General features: G+C 65.6%; 22 protein-coding genes. 10 read left to right on the top strand and 12 right to left on the bottom strand.

Features of this window, described 5'->3' with window-relative positions:
- Nucleotides 1-122 precede the first annotated feature (122 nt).
- Nucleotides 123-950: a hypothetical protein gene (locus AC1D00_RS04235; protein ID WP_477009774.1), complete on the bottom strand. Its 828-nt coding sequence runs from the start codon at nucleotides 948-950 to the stop codon at nucleotides 123-125.
- Between the two features lie 319 nt (nucleotides 951-1269).
- On the opposite strand from AC1D00_RS04235, the gene AC1D00_RS04230 reads away from it, so the two are divergent.
- Nucleotides 1270-2469 (top strand): L,D-transpeptidase, encoded by a 1200-nt coding sequence (locus AC1D00_RS04230; protein ID WP_477009773.1) that lies wholly within the window; start codon nucleotides 1270-1272, stop codon nucleotides 2467-2469.
- A gap of 59 nt (nucleotides 2470-2528) precedes the next feature.
- Here the strand turns inward: AC1D00_RS04230 and AC1D00_RS04225 are convergent, their stop codons facing one another.
- Together AC1D00_RS04225 and AC1D00_RS04220 are read right to left on the bottom strand one after the other, a co-directional pair.
- On the bottom strand, nucleotides 2529-3491 hold the full coding sequence (locus tag AC1D00_RS04225) for a D-2-hydroxyacid dehydrogenase family protein (RefSeq protein WP_477009772.1): 963 nt from the start codon (nucleotides 3489-3491) through the stop codon (nucleotides 2529-2531).
- 135 nt (nucleotides 3492-3626) lie between these two features.
- On the bottom strand, nucleotides 3627-3842 hold the full coding sequence (locus AC1D00_RS04220) for a hypothetical protein (RefSeq protein WP_477009771.1): 216 nt from the start codon (nucleotides 3840-3842) through the stop codon (nucleotides 3627-3629).
- Between the two features lie 236 nt (nucleotides 3843-4078).
- Between AC1D00_RS04220 and ettA the strand changes: the two genes are divergently transcribed.
- Nucleotides 4079-5728 (top strand): energy-dependent translational throttle protein EttA, encoded by a 1650-nt coding sequence (ettA, locus tag AC1D00_RS04215; protein WP_135175598.1) that lies wholly within the window; start codon nucleotides 4079-4081, stop codon nucleotides 5726-5728.
- A 7-nt stretch (nucleotides 5729-5735) separates the two neighbouring features.
- Nucleotides 5736-6962 (top strand): lytic murein transglycosylase, encoded by a 1227-nt coding sequence (locus AC1D00_RS04210; RefSeq protein ID WP_477009770.1) that lies wholly within the window; start codon nucleotides 5736-5738, stop codon nucleotides 6960-6962.
- An 81-nt stretch (nucleotides 6963-7043) separates the two neighbouring features.
- Here AC1D00_RS04210 and AC1D00_RS04205 read toward each other — a convergent pair whose 3' ends face one another.
- Nucleotides 7044-7325 (bottom strand): hypothetical protein, encoded by a 282-nt coding sequence (locus tag AC1D00_RS04205; RefSeq protein WP_135175596.1) that lies wholly within the window; start codon nucleotides 7323-7325, stop codon nucleotides 7044-7046.
- Nucleotides 7326-7533: 208 nt separating this feature from the next.
- Nucleotides 7534-7869, bottom strand: a complete 336-nt coding sequence (locus AC1D00_RS04200; protein WP_135175595.1) for a hypothetical protein — start codon at nucleotides 7867-7869, stop codon at nucleotides 7534-7536.
- A gap of 135 nt (nucleotides 7870-8004) precedes the next feature.
- Here AC1D00_RS04200 and AC1D00_RS04195 point away from each other — a divergent pair, with 135 nt between their 5' ends.
- From AC1D00_RS04195 to bfr, 3 genes are all read left to right on the top strand, one after another.
- A complete protein-coding gene (locus tag AC1D00_RS04195) occupies nucleotides 8005-8313 on the top strand; it encodes a hypothetical protein (RefSeq protein WP_404558933.1) in 309 nt (102 codons plus the stop codon).
- Nucleotides 8314-8474: 161 nt separating this feature from the next.
- The gene (locus AC1D00_RS04190) at nucleotides 8475-8747 is read left to right on the top strand and encodes a (2Fe-2S)-binding protein (RefSeq protein WP_011089421.1); all 273 of its coding nucleotides are present in this window, start codon (nucleotides 8475-8477) and stop codon (nucleotides 8745-8747) included.
- 133 nt (nucleotides 8748-8880) lie between these two features.
- Nucleotides 8881-9369, top strand: coding sequence for a bacterioferritin (bfr, locus tag AC1D00_RS04185; RefSeq protein ID WP_011089420.1), 489 nt, complete (start codon nucleotides 8881-8883; stop codon nucleotides 9367-9369).
- A 180-nt stretch (nucleotides 9370-9549) separates the two neighbouring features.
- Here bfr and AC1D00_RS04180 read toward each other — a convergent pair whose 3' ends face one another.
- The 3 genes from AC1D00_RS04180 to AC1D00_RS04170 all read right to left on the bottom strand — a co-directional run bounded on the left by AC1D00_RS04180 (nucleotide 9550) and on the right by AC1D00_RS04170 (nucleotide 11816).
- A complete protein-coding gene (locus AC1D00_RS04180; protein ID WP_135175781.1) occupies nucleotides 9550-10152 on the bottom strand; it encodes a pyridoxamine 5'-phosphate oxidase family protein in 603 nt (200 codons plus the stop codon).
- A gap of 77 nt (nucleotides 10153-10229) precedes the next feature.
- Entirely contained in the window at nucleotides 10230-10583 is a 354-nt protein-coding gene (locus tag AC1D00_RS04175) for a hypothetical protein (protein ID WP_027547906.1), read from the bottom strand.
- A 171-nt stretch (nucleotides 10584-10754) separates the two neighbouring features.
- On the bottom strand, nucleotides 10755-11816 hold the full coding sequence (locus tag AC1D00_RS04170; RefSeq protein WP_135175782.1) for an alpha/beta fold hydrolase: 1062 nt from the start codon (nucleotides 11814-11816) through the stop codon (nucleotides 10755-10757).
- A gap of 126 nt (nucleotides 11817-11942) precedes the next feature.
- On the opposite strand from AC1D00_RS04170, the gene AC1D00_RS04165 reads away from it, so the two are divergent.
- On the top strand, nucleotides 11943-12209 hold the full coding sequence (locus AC1D00_RS04165) for a DUF2277 domain-containing protein (protein WP_135175783.1): 267 nt from the start codon (nucleotides 11943-11945) through the stop codon (nucleotides 12207-12209).
- A 96-nt stretch (nucleotides 12210-12305) separates the two neighbouring features.
- Nucleotides 12306-12527 carry a hypothetical protein gene (locus AC1D00_RS04160; protein ID WP_477009769.1) on the top strand — a complete coding sequence of 74 codons (222 nt, stop codon included), beginning with the start codon at nucleotides 12306-12308 and terminating at the stop codon, nucleotides 12525-12527.
- 20 nt (nucleotides 12528-12547) lie between these two features.
- Here AC1D00_RS04160 and AC1D00_RS04155 read toward each other — a convergent pair whose 3' ends face one another.
- On the bottom strand, nucleotides 12548-13078 hold the full coding sequence (locus AC1D00_RS04155) for a collagen-like protein (RefSeq protein WP_477009768.1): 531 nt from the start codon (nucleotides 13076-13078) through the stop codon (nucleotides 12548-12550).
- A gap of 176 nt (nucleotides 13079-13254) precedes the next feature.
- Between AC1D00_RS04155 and AC1D00_RS04150 the strand changes: the two genes are divergently transcribed.
- Nucleotides 13255-13518 (top strand): hypothetical protein, encoded by a 264-nt coding sequence (locus AC1D00_RS04150; RefSeq protein ID WP_477009775.1) that lies wholly within the window; start codon nucleotides 13255-13257, stop codon nucleotides 13516-13518.
- A 21-nt stretch (nucleotides 13519-13539) separates the two neighbouring features.
- Here AC1D00_RS04150 and AC1D00_RS04145 read toward each other — a convergent pair whose 3' ends face one another.
- Both AC1D00_RS04145 and AC1D00_RS04140 read right to left on the bottom strand, forming a co-directional pair.
- Entirely contained in the window at nucleotides 13540-13785 is a 246-nt protein-coding gene (locus AC1D00_RS04145; protein WP_027547911.1) for a helix-turn-helix domain-containing protein, read from the bottom strand.
- A gap of 341 nt (nucleotides 13786-14126) precedes the next feature.
- Entirely contained in the window at nucleotides 14127-14894 is a 768-nt protein-coding gene (locus tag AC1D00_RS04140) for an SDR family NAD(P)-dependent oxidoreductase (protein WP_477009767.1), read from the bottom strand.
- Between the two features lie 111 nt (nucleotides 14895-15005).
- Here AC1D00_RS04140 and AC1D00_RS04135 point away from each other — a divergent pair, with 111 nt between their 5' ends.
- Complete coding sequence (locus tag AC1D00_RS04135) at nucleotides 15006-15491, top strand: J domain-containing protein (protein WP_135175788.1); 486 nt, start codon at nucleotides 15006-15008, stop codon at nucleotides 15489-15491.
- Nucleotides 15492-15498: 7 nt separating this feature from the next.
- Here the strand turns inward: AC1D00_RS04135 and AC1D00_RS04130 are convergent, their stop codons facing one another.
- Nucleotides 15499-16137, bottom strand: a complete 639-nt coding sequence (locus tag AC1D00_RS04130; protein WP_477009766.1) for a hypothetical protein — start codon at nucleotides 16135-16137, stop codon at nucleotides 15499-15501.
- Nucleotides 16138-16361 lie beyond the last annotated feature (224 nt).

Below are 16361 nucleotides of genomic sequence, written 5' to 3'. Positions count from 1 at the left end.
ATGACGGCTCATGGTCGGAATGGGGCCAGGCCGGCGGCCCGGCGGTCGCGACCGGGCCTGCGTGAACCGGTAGCTACGACGACGGTGCGCTCCCTCGCCCCGCAAGCGGGGAGAGGTGAAGCTCAGCGCGGGCGCGTGGTTGTCGTCGCGAAGCTCTGCTGCGGTCGCCCGAACGGATCGAGCGACTGCTGCAGCTGCTGCGGCGGCGGGCGCCGCACGACGCGGTGCCGCTTCTTCGCCTTCGCCCGCGGCTTGGTCGCCTTGCTGTCCGGGGCGCTGCCGTCCGCCTTGGCCTTGGCCGGCGGATCCTTCCAGGCCGTCGTCGCTGGATCGTTCAGCGCGGCCACCTTGGCCGCGGCGACATCGAGCGCCGAGGATGCCTGGGCCGGGCTGGGGTCAGTCGGTGCCGGCGCGCTCGCGGTCGCGGCAGGCTTGGTCTCGGGGATCTTGGCCTCGGGGATCGATGCCGTGGTGTCGGCCGGGGTGAGCGTGTCGGTGGGGGCTGGTGCCGTGGCTTCCGTCGTCGTCTCGGCCTTGGCCGGTTCGGCGGCCGAGGTATCGGCCGGCGGTGCAACGACCTGGGGCTGAGCGTCAGCCTCGCTCGTCACCGCCGCGACCTGCTCGGGCTCGCTCGCCGGCAGGGCGATGGTCGGCACCTGGTCGCGCAGCGACGGCGCGGCGGGCTCGGCCGGCTCCGGCTCCGCGCGCAAGGCCGCGAGCACCGGCTGGGCCGGCTCGGACGCCTGCGCAAACACCTGCTCCTGCGGGCCGTTCCGCCAGGAGGGGTTGCTGACATACTGCTCGTGGCTCGCGCGCAGCAGCGCGGCGGCGCCCAGGCCGAACACCAGGATGGAGATTGACAGCAGGATCGCGGCAAGCAGGAAGCGAAAGCCGGGAAGCATCGAGGGATTGCGAATTTCCGCCCCGGCGGCGAGGTGGCCAGGGCCCATGAGCCATCTGAACGCGGTGACGGTACTGGTTGCCGCGTTCGCCACGCGGAATCGGAGCTCGAAGCGGCGGCGAATCAGGCTGATTCGAACATATCGCAACGCCTCCGCGCCGTTCCCTTAAAATCGGGGCGATGACTCCGGCAATCCACGGCGCAATGCGATTTCCGCCCCCGTGATGCAACGGAGCAACGCTAGACCTGCGGATCACAAATCGGCAAATCCGGCGCAAATGAGCCTGCAATGTCTTGAATGTGCCGCTATTTTCGGTCATCTGGCCGTTAGCGGTCCGATAGGGCTTGGGGACTATACAAGAGCGATGATGATCAAACATTTTCTGACGATATGCGCTGCCGCAACAGTCGCTGCGGCGGGAACTTCGCTCGCACAGGCCCAGAGCTATCCGGTTCAGCAGGCGCCGAGCTATGGCGCCCCGGCCGAATACCGCCCCGGCGACCGCACGCCGAATTTCGACGCGCTGGAAGATGACGACGACGCGCTGCCGCAGGCATCGCTGCCGCCGCCCGGTCCGGGCGGTCCGATGTCGCCCAACGATCCCCGCTATGGCCGCCCCGCTGGTCCCCCGGTCTATTCGGCCGCCCCGCCGCAGGGACCGGTGATGTCGCCGGATGATCCCCGTTATGGCCGTCCCGCCGGCGCCCCCGTCTACTCGGCTGCGCCGCCGCAGGGTCCGGTGATGTCGCCCGACGATCCCCGCTATGGCCGCCCCGCCGGCCCGCCCGCGGTGATCTATGCCGATCGTCCGGCGCAGGCGCCCGGCAGCGACGGCCTGCGTCCGCCGGAGGCCGTCGGTGGTCCCGCCGCGACCGGAACGGTCCAGGCCGGGCAGCCGCCGGTTGACGCCGATGGCCGGCCGATGACGATCGCTTCGCTGCCGCCCGAGGAGCAGCCCGATGCTGCGCCGGCGCAGTTGCCGCAGAACCTGCGCCGCCAGGAGGTCTCGTTCCAGACCAAGGAGCCGGCCGGTACCCTCGTGGTCGATACGCCGAACACCTACCTCTATTACGTGCTCGGCAACGGCCGTGCGATCCGCTACGGCGTCCGCGTCGGCCGCGACGGTTTCACCTGGACCGGCGTGCAGAAGATCACCCGCAAGGCCGAGTGGCCGGATTGGCATCCCCCGACCGAGATGATCGAGCGCCAGCCCTACCTGCCGCGCTTCATGGCCGGCGGCCCGGGCAATCCGCTCGGCGCCCGCGCCATGTATCTCGGCTCGACCGTCTACCGCATCCACGGCACCAACCAGCCCTCGACGATCGGCAAGTTCGTCTCCTCCGGCTGCATCGGCATGCTGAACGAGGACGTCTCCGACCTGTTCGACCGGGTCAAGGTCGGCACCCGCGTGGTGGTGATGCCGGGCGGTCCGGCGCCGGGAACGGCGACTGCCTCGGCCGCGCCGACGCCCGGTGCGCCGGCTCCAATGTCTGCCCAGGCCGGTCCCGTCCCGGGGACGCAGCCGACCGTGGTGCCGCCGCTGCCCGCGCCGGTCACCGTGCGCTAAGCGCTTCGAGACAAGTTTGATTTGCAGAAGGGCGTGCCGTCGGCGCGCCCTTCTTCGTTTCAGGCCAGCTTCCGCGGCAGCTCGCTGCCATTGGTCCAGGCGTCGATCGCCTCGACCATCTGGCCATAATGGATACGCAATCCGTCCTCGGTCGCGTAGCCGAGATGCGGCGTCAGCACGAGGTTGTCGAGCTTGCGGAAGGGATGGTCGACCGGCAGCGGCTCGACCGAGAACACATCCAAGCCGGCGCCTGCGATCTTCCTCTGCTGCAAGGCCTCCAGCAGCGCCTGCTCGTCCACGATCGGTCCGCGCGCGGTGTTGACGAGAAAGGCCGTCGGCTTCATCCGCGCGAGGTCCGCAGCACCGACCAGTCCCCGCGAGCGGTCGCTCAGCACCACATGGATGGTGACGATGTCGGCCTTGGCGAACAGCTCCTCCTTGGTGGCGTAGCCGACGCCGGCCGCCTTGCACTTCTCCGGCGTGAGGTTCGGGCTCCAGGCGATCACGTTCATGCCGAATGCCTTCGCAATGCCCGCCATCTTGCTGCCGAGCTTGCCGAGCCCGACGATGCCGAGCGTCAGCCCCTCGATCTCGACACCGGCAAAGGTCTGCCAGGGCGCGCCCGCATGCATGCGCGCATTCTCGCGGCCGATGCCGCGGGTCAGCTCCAGGATCAGGCCCATGGTCAGCGGTGCGGTGGGATCGCGGGAATATTGCGTGCCGCCGATGGCAACGCCTTGCGCCTTCGCAGCCTCCATGTCGATCGAGGCGTTGCGCATGCCGGAGGTCAAAAGCAGCTTCAGCTTCGGCAGCGACGCGAACAGGCTCTTGGGGAACGCCGTGCGTTCGCGCATCGCGCAGACGATCTCGAAATCGGCGAGCGCGCTGGCCGCGGCCTGCTCCGAGGTGAAGGGATGGCTGAACACGGTAACGTCGATGCGGTCGGACAGTTTCTGCCAATCAGCGACGTCGAGGGCGAGGTTGAAATAGTCGTCGAGAATTGCACAGCGCAGCCGCGTCATCAGCGTTCATCCATGGCGAGAGGTGACGGCGCCAGGCGGGGGAGCGCCATCGTCGGAACCTGGCCATGGTTGCGCGCAATCACGCCCGCGCGCAAGCAGCTGACGTGTTCAAAAATCCGATAGGAGAGAAGGGGTTCAGAGGTCGCGGCGCTTCAGCCGGATTGGCGCATCCATGCCGTGCTTGGCGCGCCATGCGGGGCCGGGACCACGCATGTAGTACAGCTCGGGCCGRTAGGGGTTGAAGGCGGTGGCGAAGAAGCGCTTCCAGAAGCCCTTGATCTCCGTGACGAGTCCGGAAGCGCTACCGGCTCGTGCCGGAACGGTGATGGAGGTGGTCTCGATCAGAGCCATGATGTGGCCTCGCTGTTCTCCCCGCCGCTTCTGCCGCGGGTGGCGTCTTTTTCGGCGCCATGACGAGCTTTGGCCCACTTTATTAAAAAATGGTTTCAATTGTCCGGATTAGCGGCCGGATGGTGTCCGATCCGTATTGATCCGTGGTGAACGGAGGGAAAACGTTGCCCTTTGGGGGCGGGATCGTTACATCGGCGGCAAGCAAATTTCCTCAAATCGAAGGTTTCACGGGACCGATGGCGCGCCAGTTCATCTATTTCATGCAGGGCCTGACCAAGAGCTACCCGACCCGGAAGGTGCTCGATAACATCCATCTGAGCTTCTACCCGGACGCCAAGATCGGCGTGCTCGGCGTCAACGGCTCGGGCAAGTCGACGCTGCTCAAGATCATGGCCGGCCTCGACAAGGAGTATAACGGCGAGGCCTGGGTCGCCCAGGGCGCCCGCGTCGGCTATCTCGAGCAGGAACCGCATCTCGATCCGACACTCTCGGCGCGCGAGAACGTCATGCTGGGTGTCGCCAAGCAGAAGGCCATCCTCGATCGCTACAACGAGCTGGCGATGAACTATTCGGAAGAAACCGCCGACGAGATGACCAAGCTGCAGGACGAGATCGAGGCCCAGGGCCTCTGGGATCTCGACAGCAAGGTCGACCAGGCGATGGACGCGCTGCGCTGCCCGCCGGACGATGCCGATGTGACAAAACTCTCGGGCGGTGAGCGCCGCCGCGTCGCGCTGTGCAAACTGCTGCTCGATCAGCCCGACTTGTTGCTGCTCGACGAACCGACCAACCATCTCGACGCCGAGTCGGTGTCGTGGCTCGAAGGCCATCTGCGCAACTATCCTGGCGCGATCCTGATCGTCACCCACGACCGCTACTTCCTCGACAACGTCACGAGCTGGATTCTCGAGCTCGACCGCGGCAAGGGCATTCCCTACGAGGGCAACTACTCGTCCTGGCTGGTGCAGAAGCAGAAGCGGCTCGAGCAGGAAGGCCGCGAGGACGCTGCGCATCAGAAGACGATCGCCCGCGAGCAGGAATGGGTCGCGTCCTCGCCGAAGGCGCGTCAGGCCAAGTCCAAGGCGCGCTATCAACGCTACGAGGAGCTGCTCAAGCAGGCGAGCGAGAAGCAGACCCAAACCGCGCAGATCATCATCCCCGTCGCCGAGCGGCTCGGTGCCAACGTCGTCGATTTCGAAGGCCTCAGCAAAGGCTATGGCGATCGCCTCTTGATCGACGATCTCACCTTCAAGCTGCCGCCCGGCGGCATCGTCGGCGTGATCGGCGCCAACGGCGCCGGCAAGACGACGCTGTTCAAGATGATCACCAAGCAGGAAACGCCGGACAATGGCACCATCACGGTCGGCGAGACCGTGCATCTCGGCTATGTCGACCAGTCGCGCGACGCGCTCGACGGCAACAAGAACGTGTGGGAGGAGATTTCCGGCGGCAACGAGCTGATCCTGCTCGGCAAGAAGGAAGTGAACTCGCGCGGCTATTGCTCGTCGTTCAACTTCAAGGGTGCCGACCAGCAGAAGAAGGTCGGTGCACTCTCGGGCGGTGAACGCAACCGCGTGCATCTCGCCAAGATGCTGAAGTCCGGCGCCAACGTCCTGCTGCTCGACGAACCGACCAACGATCTCGACGTCGACACGCTGCGCGCGCTCGAAGAGGCGCTGGAAGATTTTGCCGGCTGCGCCGTCATCATCAGCCATGACCGCTGGTTCCTCGACCGCATCGCGACGCACATCCTGGCCTTCGAAGGCGACAGCCATGTCGAATGGTTCGAAGGCAACTTCCAGGACTACGAGAAGGACAAGATGCGCCGGCTCGGCCAGGACAGCGTCATTCCGCACCGCGTGAAGTACAAGAAGCTGACGCGGTGATGTCGGCATGATGCGGCGGGCGCTCATCGCTGCGGTGATCGTCGTCACCTGCGGCTGGTCGTCCGCCCGCGCCGCCGACGCCGCCTTCACGCAGTTCATCGCCTCGCTCTGGCCGGAGGCGCAGACCGCCGGCGTGTCGCGCGCGACATTCGATGAGCAGACGCGTGGGCTCGAGCCGGATTACAAGCTGCCCGATCTCATCTTGCCCGGGCGGCCCGCGACCGGTGCGCCATCGCAGGCCGAGTTCGTGCAGGTGCCGGCCGACTACGTCAGGGACGCCTCGATCGCGCGCCTTGCCGGCGAGGGGCAGCGGCTGCTGCAAAAATATCGTCCCGCGCTGACCGAGATCGAGAAGAGCTCCGGCGTGCCCGCGACCGTCATGCTGGCGATCTGGGGCCGCGAGACCGACTACGGCCGCTACACGCTGCCCTACGATCTCGTCCGCGTGCTGGCGACGCAGGCTTATGTCGGGCGCCGCAAGGACACCTATCGCAACGAGTTCATCCTCTCGCTGAAGATCCTGGGCGAGGGCGTGGTGACGCGCAAGGACATGCGCTCGTCCTGGGCCGGCGCCACCGGGCTCACGCAATTCCTGCCGTCCGAATATTACAAGCACGGCGTCGACTTCGATCGCGACGGCCGCATCGACATCTGGCACTCGGTGCCGGATGCGCTGGCCTCCGCCGCGCAGCAGCTCGTCAACAAGGGTTGGCAGAGCGGCGTGCGCTGGGCCTACGAGGTGCAGGCGCCGGCCAAGGTCGATTGCACCAGCGGCGTGCCCGAGGTGACCAAGCCGATCAGCCAGTGGCTGCGCGAAGGCTTCGTGCCGGTGCGCGGACAAAAGCTCAGCACCGTGGAGCAGGCGCAGCCGGCCTCGTTGCTGCAGCCGGAAGGCATTTACGGCCCGTCATTCCTGACCACGCAGAACTACTTCGTCATAAAGGAATACAATTTCTCCGACCTCTACGTGCTGTTCGTCGGTCATCTCAGCGACCGCATGACGAGCCCGCTGCCGTTCGCAACGCCGTGGTCGGCCTCGAAGCAATTGCGCACCAAGGACGTCGAGACCATGCAGCGCGGGCTGACGCGGGTCGGGCTCTACAAGGACAAGATAGACGGCAAGGCTGGCATGCAGACGCGCGCGGCGCTAGGCGCCTATCAGAAGTCGGCGGGCCTCAAGGTCGATTGCTGGCCGAGCGAAGAGGTGCTGCGTTCGATCCAGGCGGCGCGATAGCGCGCGACCAAAAGAAAAAGCCCGGCCGATGGTCTCGGCCGGGCTTCGATCGTGGCGCTCATGAGCGCCATAGCGATCAAATCAGTAGCAGACGCGAACCGGGCGGATGACCCAGCCGTAACCGTCCCAGTAACGCTGGCGCTGCCAGTAGCAGGGCGCGGGCGGCGGGGGCTCGGCGACGTAGACAGGGCCGCCATAGGCCGGACGGCTCGACGCGATCGCGCCGCCGACGATGGCTCCGCCGATCAGGCCGGCCGCGAGGCCCGCGCCGACGCCGTCATGGGCCTTTGCGGACGGAGCAGCGGTCACCAGCGAACCGGCGACCGTCGCGACCGTGAGGGCGGCAACTAAAGTCTTCTTCATGCTCTTGGCTCTCCAGGGAGATGGGTTCCCCTTGTTAGAGGCGCCCGGGGTTCAAAGGTTCACGCACACTCTGATGGAATTGGCCTTGCAGCTAGGAAGCGCGCAAATGGTCAATCCACGGTAAACGCACACAGAGCTGTGACGAGAAAAAGCGGTCTTTTTCGGGCCCCGGGATGAACGGCGCGTCCGTAGTGAACCGGTTGGCGCCTCAGCCACAGACCCTGACGCGGCGGACGCGCCAGGCATAGCCGTCCCAGAAGCGCTGCCTCTGCCAGGCGCAACCGCCGTAATAGTCGTCGGCGACATAACCCGGACCCGGCGCGTAGTAGCGGGGCGGGTAGTAACCGGGGTCATAACCCGGACCATAGGCGTAGCCGGGCCCCGGTCCGTAATAATACGGAGAGGCGAGCGCGCCACCGACAATGGCGCCGCCGATGATCCCGGCCGCCACGCCGGCAGCGACGCCGCGCTGCGCATGGGCGGGCGTCCCGGCCGTCAGGGCCACAGCGGCGAGGGCAGCGACTGCCAGGAGCGACTTCTTCATTGGGTTTGACCTTTCGCACAAACACGCGGGAACTCTTTGGGAGATAAAGTTCCATACTTCGCTTGAATGATCAATGAACGGCACCTTGGCCGGGTGCGACGAATTGGTGTGGACCGCAGCTCCGCCAGGGAGGCGATGATGGGCAACGCGCTGATCAATGCATTGATTGCTGCCGGGGTCGTCTTTGCGATCGGCTACGGCTGGATCGCCCACCTCCAGAACCGCGGCCAGCGCCGCTCCCGCGCAGGGGCCGGCAGCGATGGCGGCAGTGGGGGCGGAGACAGCTATTCGGGGACGAGCGATGGCTTCTCGCTGGGGAGCTGGTTTTCGGGCGACAGCTCGGGGAACTCGACCGATGGCGGCAGCTGTTCCAGCAACGATAGCGGCGGGGGTGGGGATTGTGGAGGTGGTGGCGACGGTGGGGGAGGCGGTGGCGGCGACTAGATCCGCCGCAATCTTGATCCAGCGCAACACCCTATTTTAGAGCCGTTCTAGGCTGTTTGCGGGCCAGTTTGGAATAGCTTCAAATACCGGTTTTTCCTTTTGCATCCGGCCGGCCCCTTAAATATCGATGATGGCGCATCACCGAAGGGCCTGCCGCTTCCATGATCGTTTGTTCCTGTAACGTGCTGAGCGATGACGACATCCGCGCTGCTGTCGCCGAGTCCGACGACGCCGTGCGCCATGCCAAGCAGGTCTATGGCTGCCTCGGCTGTAGCGCCGAGTGCGGCCGCTGCGCGCGGACGATCAAGACCATCATCGACGAAGCGCTTGGCCCCTGCGCCAAGTCCTGCTGCTCCGGCTGCCCGCACAGCCACACCGTGGCCGCCAATGACGAGACGGCCGAGTCCGCCCAGTTCGCGCTCGCGGCCTGCTGAAATCTTCCGTAACCTCGGCTGAGCTTTTCCCCGGCTGCGTCCCCGCAGCCGGTTGCTCCCGTGCGTAAACTCATTTAGAAGCGTTCTAAATACGGTTTAGGACCGATTTGGACTGCAAGAGCTGGAGTGAACCATGCAGGGCGACGCAAAAGTCATCGACTACCTCAACAAGGCACTGCGTCACGAGCTGACTGCGATCAACCAGTACTGGCTGCACTACCGCTTCCTCGACAATTGGGGCCTGCTGGACATGGCCAAGGTCTGGCGCAAGGAATCCATCGAGGAGATGGAGCACGCCGACAAGCTCACCGCGCGCATCCTGTTCTTCGACGGCTTCCCGAACATGCAGGTGCTCGATCCCCTGCGTATCGGCCAGAACGTCAAGGAGATCATCGAGTGCGACCTCGCCGCCGAGATGAGCGCGCGGGCGCTCTATCAGGAAGCGGCGACCTACTGCCACGGCGTCAAGGACTATGTCACGCGCGACCTGTTCGAGAAGCTGATGAGCGACGAGGAGCACCACATCGACTTCCTCGAAACCCAGCTCGACCTGATCGGCCGCATCGGTCTCGAGCTCTACACCCAGAAGCACGTCGGCGGGCTCGAGGGCGAGGGGCACTAGGCTTCGGCGTCAGCTACCTGCTCCGATATCGTCCCGGCGAAAGCCGGGACCCATAACCGCAGGAAGTGGTTGAAGCGCGCGACCGGCAACTCCGAGTCTTCGTCAAATCACTTCCTGTGGTTATGGGTCCCGGATCTGCGCTGCGCTTGTCCGGGACGACACTGTGGCTGGTTGCGCCAGCTACAGCTGCTGCTTATAGCGCTCTTCCACGATCTCCTGACTCTCCGGTTCGCCCAGGCCCGTCTGGTCGTGAATGACTTCGACGATGCTTGGCATCACCGAGCGCTGCACCTTCTCCGGCGACCACAGCTTCGAGCGCATCAGCGCCTTGCCGCAGTGGAAATAGACTTCGCTGACCGCAACGTTCAGCACCGCGCGCGGTGGCTTGCCGAATTCCACCATTGAGGCGAGCAGGTCCGGATCGGCCGACAGCGTGCCGCGCCCGCCGACGCGCAGCGTCTCGTCGATGCCCGGGACGAAGAACAGCAGATGCACGAAGCCCGAGCCTTCGACGACGTTGCGAAAACTGTCGATCCGGTTGTTGCCGGAGCGGTCGGGCATCAGCAACTGGTTGGGGCCGGCGACGTGGACGAAGCCGATGCCGCCGCCGCGCGGCGAGGCGTCGACGCTGCCGTCGCTGCCAGAGGTCGCGAGCACGCAGAACGGCGACATCTCGATGAATTTCTTGGCATGCGCATCGATCGCGGGACGTGCCTTCGCGATCACGCGTGGGCTCGGCCTGGCATAGATGGTGGCGAGGTCTTCGGCGCAAAGATCGGTCAACGGTGTGCCTCCGTATGAGCTCGGCGGCAAACTACCCGATGGCGCCGCGCGCGGCCAACGAAATTCATTGCGATCCGCTAGACTGCATCGGCCGGCACGAAGCAGCTGATGATGATGGTGCCGCGATGGTGGACGTACCACACCACGGCCTGGCCGACCGGATTGCCGCGGTCGCGGATGATGGCGCGCTCAGGCACGGCCATCCACTGTCCCTCGATCGGTACCCAATAGGCGCCGTTGCGCACGTCGTAGTCGGTGCGATGGCCGTCGGAGATGTCGCAGCAGGGCACGCCGTTCGGCGCGATCACGCTCTTGAACCAGGCGCGGATGTCGGGCGGGACGTGGTCATATTGCCCGTTGTCGAACGCAAACGCCGCGCTCGTCAGCGCCGTCATCGCAGCCAGCCAAACGCACAGTGCGAGCCTGCGCATGCGATCCTCCTCATCGCGTGTCGTGCCAGTGGCGCGCGATTTGTCCCGCGCGTCGATTCGTATCGTTGACGCGATTAAGCCCGAGCTGCCGGCGCATTGCATGCTCAAATAATATGCGGCGCGAGAGGCGCCGCATATGATGCATTGCGATAAGAGGATTTGTCGCCGGTTTTACATCGTCCGTTGCGGCGCGGTTTGCAGCAATTGCCTGACCTGCTCGCTGTAGAATTTTGCATTGCCGGTGGTGCCGTGACCGCGCGTCTCGGTGCTGGCGGGGATCAGATACAGGCGGCTGTTCTTGATCCTCTTCATCGCCGCGTCGGTGAGGCCGGTCTCCGGCGGGTTGCGCTCGTCGTCGGCGGAGTTGATCAGCAGCAACGAGGCTTCGATCTGCTCCAGCTTCTCCCCGGCATTGTAGTCGTGCGAGGACTCCCACTGATAGACGAAGTCGTTGGCATCGACCGTGATCGGCGTCGCGAGCCGCTCGTCGACGATCTTGTCGGCCTTGGCCGCCGTCGGCGCCTGCGATTGATAGGCCAGCGTTCCGCCGATGCTCGCGATGCCGTACGCGGTGACGGCGTATTTCATCATGCGCGGCTGGCTGGTGTAGTTGCCGCCATTGTAGTCGGGGTCGTTGCGGATGGTGTCGAGCATGATCCGCCGCAGCATCCAGTTGCGCGATGCCATCTCGGTCGGCTGCGAGGCCATCGGGATCAGTGCGTCCATCGCCTTCGGATATTTCTCGCCCCACAGCCAGGTGTGCATGCCGCCCATCGAATTGCCGATGACGAGCCGCAGATGCTTGACGCCGAGTCCTTCCGTCACCAGGCGGTACTGCGCCTCGACCATGTCGTCGTAGTCGTATTTCGGAAAGCCCGTCTTCATGCCGTCGGACGGCTTTGACGATTTGCCGTGGCCGATGCCGTCGGGAATGATGATGTAATATTTGGCGGCGTCGAGCGGCTGGCCCGCGCCGAACAGCTCGCCGGCAAAGCCTGGCGTCAGCATGCTTGCGCCCGAGCCGCCCGTGCCATGCAGCACCAGCACCGGTTGCCCGCTCGGCTCTCCGACGGTGGTGTAATGCAGCCGCAGCTCCGGCATGACCTCGCCAGTGTGGAACTTGAAATCCCGGGCGATCCAGTCGCCCTGTTTTGGCGCAGGATAGTCGGCGGCCATGGCCGACGCTGAGATGGACAGCAGGATGGCCGACAGCGCCGCGCAAGAAGCCTTCATATTTTCTCTCTCCATGCGGCTCATATCCGGCGGCCGCGTTGCGGGGGATCTTAGCAAAACTCTCGGGAACAATGTAGGATTTTGGTTCCGCCGATCGTCCTCGAGGAAACCATCGGGAGAGACTGTATGTGCCGCAACATCAAGACGCTGTTCAACTTCGAGCCGCCGGCGACGGAGGACGAGATCCATGCCTCGGCCTTGCAGTTCGTGCGCAAATTGTCGGGCTTCAACAAGCCGTCGCAGGCCAACGAGGCGGCGTTCGACCGCGCCGTGGCCGAGGTCTCGGAGGCGGCGCGAAAGCTCCTCACCTCGCTGCACACCCATGCGCCGACGCGCGACCGCGAGATCGAGGCGGAAAAGGCCAAGGAGCGTTCGCGGTTGCGCTTTGGCTAGCGGATCCAGCGACCCGTTCCGTGATCTGGCTCACGGTGCGGGGCGCCGCGACTTGCAATGATGTCTGCCGGGGTTTTGCCAACCCGGAGCACGATCATGAGCCGCCCACTTCTTCCCCTCAGAGCAGGTGCCATCATCTTCACGCTGCTGTGGACCGCGTGGATGATGTGGTGGAGCGGCTCGTTCTCGAGCGCGAACGCCGCCATCCTGGCGATGTGCGGCGCGGCAGTCGGCTATCTCTGGTATCGCGCCATGCGCTGGCAGTTCGAGCGCATGGGCATGCTGCCACACAAGGATGATTCCTCAAGGGCTTCGTGATCCGGGGCAAGAGCGCGTGGCTAATCCCTGTGGCCGTGCTTCTTCTTTTTCTTCTTTTTCTTGTGGTCGTCGCCTTCGCCTTCGCCTTCGCCGTCGTCGCTCTCGTCATCGGCGATCGGCTCGTCGGTTTCCTGCACGGCGGCTTCCAGCGCCTCGCGCTCGGCGGCTTCGCGCTCGCGCTGGCGGCGGCGCTCGTCCCAGGCGTCGAAGAGCTGTTCGAGCCAGGGCAACACCTGTTCGATCGACGGCAGTTGGCCAGGTGGGCCGGCCTCGCCGCGCGGGCCTTGCGGTCCTGCCGGCCCTTGCGGTCCGACAGGTCCCTGCGCTCCGGCAGCGCCACGCGGACCGGCCTCGCCCAGCTTGCCTTGCGGCCCGGCCTTGCCCAGTGGCCCAGCCTTTCCGATCGGCCCCGGCTTGCCTTGCGGTCCTGGCTTGCCGCGCGCGCCGTCCGGGCCGCGCCGGCCCGGATGACCCTGCGGTCCCGGCCGTCCCGGCTCGCCCTGCCGCCCGCGCGGACCCTGGGGTCCCTGCCGTTTCTGTTCGTCTGCCACGCCACTGCTCCCTTGACCGGAAGCAAGCTACTTAGCGTCGTTTGACGACAGCAGCAATTCCGTCCGCGCATCGCACCACGCTTGATCAACATCAACCGGCGGCACGCGACGGCGTGTCATTGGAGGGCGCGCGGCCACAACCTCACGAGGAGCGACCGATGCGCGAAGCGTGGAAAATGTTCTGCTTGGCTGCAGTCACTTTTGGCATTGCGCTCGGCCTTGCCCACGAGTTCGTGCCCGATATCGTGCCGGTCGCTTTCGCCGAAGAGCCGCAGGGGTCATGGGCCGTCATGACGGCCTTCGTGCTCCGCGCGATCGAGCTGATCGCGGCCGCAGTCGCAATCATCGCGCTCGCGGTTCTCGCCGGCGCGTACCTGCAGCAGGAGCTGCGCCGCCGGTTTCGCAGCACATCGTCGCGCCGGGCGTCGCAGGCCGACTGATCGACCTGGCGCGGCCACGCGCTAGTCCTGATAGGCCGGCACGTCGATGCCGGAGGCGGCATAGAGCCTGATCTTGTTGCGCAGCGTGCGCACCGACAGGCCGAGCACGCGCGCGGCGCGTGTGCGGTTGCCGTCGCAGCGGGCGAGCGTCTGGAGCACGAGCTCGCGCTCGACCTCGTCGACGGTCGCACCGATCAGCAGCGGAACGATCTGGTTTGGAGCAAGGAATTCCGCGCCCTGCGGCGCGGCGACATGAACAGTGGTCATCAATATACCTCCCGACCAACGCCCGCTTCCATCATTGGAAGCGGATCGAGAACAAACGACCCCCAAGCCGTAAATCCACGGTGGTCGGGTTTGGTTAATGAAAGGTTAATCGCCGGCGATCGCACCAATTGACCTTGGGATTGCCGCGAAGCCGCCGCGATTGGCGCCGTATGCGCACGGATGCGGGCTTATCTCGCGCCACACTCCGTGTCATCGTCCGCGAAAGCGGACGATCCAGTACGCCGCGGCACCTCGCGGGACCTCTGGCGTCACTGGAATACTTGATGCCCCGCCTGCGCGGGGCATGACACCTTGTGTGTCGATAGATCGTCGCGTCCTCCTCACACCGTCCGGTACCCGCCGTCGACCATCACCATCGTTCCCGTGACGTAGGCCGACAGGTCCGAGGCGAGGAAGATCGCGGGCCCTACGATATCCTCGGGCTTGCCGGTGCGCGCCAGCGGGGTGCGATCGACGAAGGTTTGCACCAGCGCCGGATTGGTCGCGCGCACATTGGCGTTGATGTTGGTCTCGATGAAGCCGGGCCCGATCGCGTTGACGCGCACGCCTTCCTTGCCGAGCTCGGCCGCAAGCGCCTTGGTGAAGCCGAGCACGCCGTGCTTGGAGGTGGTGTAGGCCACCGAGCTCGGCGTGCGCAGATGCACGAAGGACTGGATCGAGCCGATATTGACGATGCGGCCCTTGGCTGCGCGCAACGGAGCGAGGAAGGCTTGCGTCATGTTGAAGACGCCGTTGAGGTTGAGCGCGATGATGTCGTTCCAGTCCTTCRCCACCGTCTCCGTCTCCGCGGTGAAGGCGTTGCGGCGGGTGATGCCGGCATTGTTGACGAGGATCGAGACCTGCCCGACGTTGTCGGCGACTTGCTTGGCCAGTGCAAAGCAGTCCTCGCGCCTGGTCACGTCGAGCGCGAAGCTCTCGGCCCCGCCGCCGGCGTTGCGGATCTCCTGCGCCGCTTCCGCGACCGTGTCGGCGTTGACGTCGAGCAGCACCACTTGCGCGCCCTCGCGCGCGTAGCCGGCCGCGATCGCCCGGCCGATGCCGGAACCGGCGCCCGTGACGACGGCGATGTGGTTTGCAAGCAATGCCATGACATTTTCCTCCCGGATTCGTTTCTAAGTTTCATGAAAGGCTAACTCGAAATTAAGGGGTCGGAAACGGCGGCCTTGGCATACTGATCTTCATTGCTAAACGTTGCGCGCATGATGGAACGGCTTGAATCCTGGAAATTGGCGCTCGAGCGCCTGCGGTCGCCGGAGTCCGCCGACTGGGCCGAGGCGGGCCGGCTGGTGGCCGAGATCGTGCGGATGAGCACCGATGTCACGCTGCGACAGGCCGCCGAGCAGGCGCTTCCGGTGCTGCGCCAGGCCGTGGACAATGACGATCACGGTGTCACGCTGGCGGCCCAGCGACGCATCGGCGTGGTCCTCGATGTCGTGCATGGTCTGACCGCGCCGCGCTTCGGCCGCCGCAACGCCATGCCGAAGAAACTCTCGAGCGAGGACCGCGCCCGAAAGGTGCTCGGCCTGCCGCTCGCGGTGCAGCTCACCTGCGAGGATATCAACCAGGCCTATCGCCGCGCCGCCAAGGGCATGCATCCCGACCGCGGCGGCAGCGCGGAAGCCTTCATCGACCTCGCCGCCGCACGCGACCTGCTGATCCATCCCGGCGCGCACAAGGACGCGTGAGAGCGCCTCAGCTCTTGTTCACGCAGCTTGGATAGGGCGCGGCTTCCCCTGCGACGATCGGGCAGAGCTCGATCGGGCTGAGCTCGCGCAAGCGCACCTGCCAGCGTTCGTCGTTGACCGGCGGCTCGTCGCTCTCGGGGCCGCGCTCGGCCCATTGGATGGTGTAGTAGTCCGTCGTGCCCTTCAGCGTGACCAGCAGCGCGGTCTCGCTGTGCCGGGTCGGGCCGCTGTCGACGCGGCCGCAGCCGATCACCGCGACGAAACCCTCGAAGCGACCGAAATTGGTGGCGCCGAGCGGCTGTGCCGCAAAGCTGTCCGGGCAGGCCGATTTGAAGCCGCCGGCGATGGAGCCTGCGAACGTCTCGGGCGAGGCGCCCGGCGTCAGCGTCATGCCCTTCTCGCCGGTGACGGTGATCATCTGCGTCCAGCGTTCCGGCGTCTCGCCCTTCGGCACGGCTTCGCGGATGTAGTGGCCGCCCTTGGTGTTCTCGAACACCGCGACGAAGTTCGACGGCATCGCGAAGCTGACGAGCTGGCCGAAGATCGGCGAGATCGCGCGGAAGGATTGCGGCGCCTGCGCGCGGCCAGCGGAGACGAGTGCGAGCGATACGGTGAAGATGGCTGCCGTCGTGGTGAGCGTGCGCATCGATTGATCCCGCGGGGACTAATTAGAAACGCTGGATAGAAACGCGAACGGGCAAGGATGCTAGCATCGCATCCTTGCCCGATCCTTGTCGTCCGCCGATCGAATCCTACCAGGCGCAGCGGCCGTTCTTCAGCGCGTGATCCTTCAGCGCCAGCGCGTCGACGAAGGTCGGCACGGTGGTGCTGACGCGGGCGTAGTCGGAGGGCCACGGCGCGGTCGGGATG

The sequence above is a fragment of the Bradyrhizobium sp. P2_E8 genome, assembly GCF_056403875.1.
This window is presented reverse-complemented; position numbering and strand designations above follow the sequence as displayed.